This window comes from Natronospira sp., from assembly GCF_007134575.1.
GTDB lineage: Bacteria > Pseudomonadota > Gammaproteobacteria > Natronospirales > Natronospiraceae > Natronospira > Natronospira elongata.
On the sequence record NZ_SLKM01000192.1, the window covers coordinates 1 to 2,600 of the forward strand.

Here is a 2,600-nt window from a genome sequence, read left to right on the forward strand (position 1 = left end):
ACACTGAATTCGATGGTGCGTTCAACCGGGGCGCCAAATATGGTAACTTGTTTTTTAGTTTGAATGCCAATGTCCAGGCGGTGGTAAGCGCCCGCCCGGAAAGCATTTTTGCTGCCGTAATCGTTAATGTAACTCCATGGTGACAGTCTGAACGGGGTGTTTTCGGTGGTAAAGTTGTCGTCGTAATAGTAGGTGCTTTGTCCCCAGGGGTTGTGGGTAACTCTTGAATACTCACCGATAGGGAGGGAGAGTGCGTTGCCCGTGGAGTACACCCATGTGCCTGACAATGTGATGTTCGTGCGTAATTCGTAAATGGCTACAACTGAAATGTCGTGCCTCCTGTCGTAGCGTGCCCAGTATTTTTCTCCATTGTTCACCTCGTCAAACTGCAATTGTGTCCACGACAGGGTATATCCAACCCACCCATTAAGTCTGCCTGTTTTTTTCTGAAGAAAGAATTCTGCACCATACGACCAGGCTTGCCCAGAGGTGATGTTGTCTTCCCAGCTAAAGCTCTCCGCGTTAGAAGGGTCATCAATCAAGAGGAATGATGCTCCCTCCCGGTAACCGATGGTGTTTCTTGATCTTTTATAGTAACCTTCAACGGATAATTCCAGCGCTCTCTCACTAAAGTCTTTTGAAAAGCCGCTGGTAACTTGCCAGGTTGACTGGGGTTTGATGTTTTTTGTTGAAGGCACCCACAGGTCGGTTGGCAGGCCTATGCCTGTTGTACTGAGCAGGTGGACATACTGGTTCATGCTTGCATAAGATGCCTTCCATGAAAGATCCGGTTGCAAGAAGAGCAGAACGGAAAGCCGTGGCTCGGGTTTCACATAGTGCTTGTTTTCGTGAACAAAGTGGCTCAGCCTGAAGCCCGGGTTGATTTTGCCAAGATCGCCAATCCTGATCTCGTCTTCTATGTAGAAGCCTGTTTCAAGGGTGTTTATGCTTTGCACTTCATGTATTTGTTCTCCAAAATAATCATCCCTGAGGACAATTGCACTGGGCGTGAACCGGTGATATATGCTTTGCATCCCTGCCCTGATCAGATGATTTGGTGCGGGATGCCAGCTGAGGTCATATTTTATGCCGATATCGTTGATGCCGGAAGTATATGAGAGTGAATACCTGTCGCCGTCGTGTTTTTCATCAGCATAGATTCGTAAGGTGTAGTCACTGTAGATGAGGGAGGTATTGGCAAACAACCTGTCATTGAAAAGATGGTTCCATCGAAGTGTTGTTGTCGCATTTTGCCAGTAAAGCCCGCCTTCTTCACGAAAATTTTTGCCATCATTAAAGCGGAAAAAGAATTTGTCGCGTCCAAAGTAACTGCTTGCATAAAACTTGTTTTTGCGGTCGTGGTCGAAGTTCACTTTGGCGTTCAGGTCATAAAAGAAATATCCGCCTCTTTCATCTCTTGGCATGAAAGGCATGATCAGGGCATCGATGTAGGTGCGGCGTCCCGAAACCAGGAAGGAGGCTTTGTCTTTGATGATAGGACCTTCAAGGGTCAACCGGCTGGAAATGATCCCGATGCCTGCTTCTCCCTGGATTTTCTCCTTGCTGCCATCTTTCATGCTGATATCCAGCACGGAGGACAACCGGCCCCCGAAGCGCGCAGGAAAGCCCCCTTTGTAGAGCTGTACGTTTTTGATGGCATCGCCGTTGAAGATTGAAAAAAAACCAAAAAGGTGACTGGCATTGTAAACGATGGCGTCATCAAGGATGATCAGGTTCTGATCCGGCCCGCCACCTCTCACATAAAACCCGCTGCTGCCTTCCTGCCCGGATTGCACGCCAGGCAGTAATTGTATCACCTTAAATAAATCTTTTTCACCCAGCAGTGCAGGAATTGATTGCACTTGGGCGACAGGCAGGTCAATGCGTGACATTTGGACCGACTGGCTAATCCGTTCAACATGATCAGCGGTAACTTCAACGCCTGGAATTTCCACGGAGGACGGAGTGAGCTCGATGTCGAGCTGTAAATTATCAGTAAGTTCTATCTGCATAACCAATGGGTGGAATCCAACGTAACGGAATACCAGTTCAACGTTTCCTGCAGGCAGGGTTAGAGAGTAAAACCCATAATTGTTGCTGCTGGTCCCCGTTCGCAATTCCATTACATAAATAGTCGCACCAATCAGTGTCTCACGGCTGCCCTTTTCATATACAAAACCACTTACAGTGTAGTTTTGTGTAACTTCACCGGCCATGATTGAGCTAAAACTTGCCGTCAAAATCAGTAATATAATAAAAAACAGGAGGTTATGAAGCCTTTTTCGTATCACTTAGTTAGGGATTAAAACAAAACCATAACGAAGATATTGCAATAAATGATATGCTGATGAAAGATTTTTAATTGTCGATTTTCGTTTGTTGCTGATAATGGACATGAAAGCCAGTAGCTAGAAGGGTTCGTAGCGGAAAAGATAAAAAACCCCGGAACAAGTTATTATTCCGGGGTTACCAATCAACTAACCAAAACAACACGAAGAATATTTTATCAATAATTGGTGTGTCTTTTAAAAGCGTCTATAAAGATAACTGAAAAATCTTGAATTTGTTTTAAAAGGTTACAAAAAAAAGCACAAAAATTG

At 45.3% G+C, this 2,600-nt stretch carries 1 protein-coding gene; it reads right to left on the reverse strand.

What is annotated here, in order from left to right; translation table 11 throughout:
* The coding region (locus ACJWXQ_RS07430; protein ID WP_406672504.1) for a TonB-dependent receptor at positions 1–2,216 on the reverse strand (2,216 nt) is incomplete at its 3' end.
* Positions 2,217–2,600 lie beyond the last annotated feature (384 nt).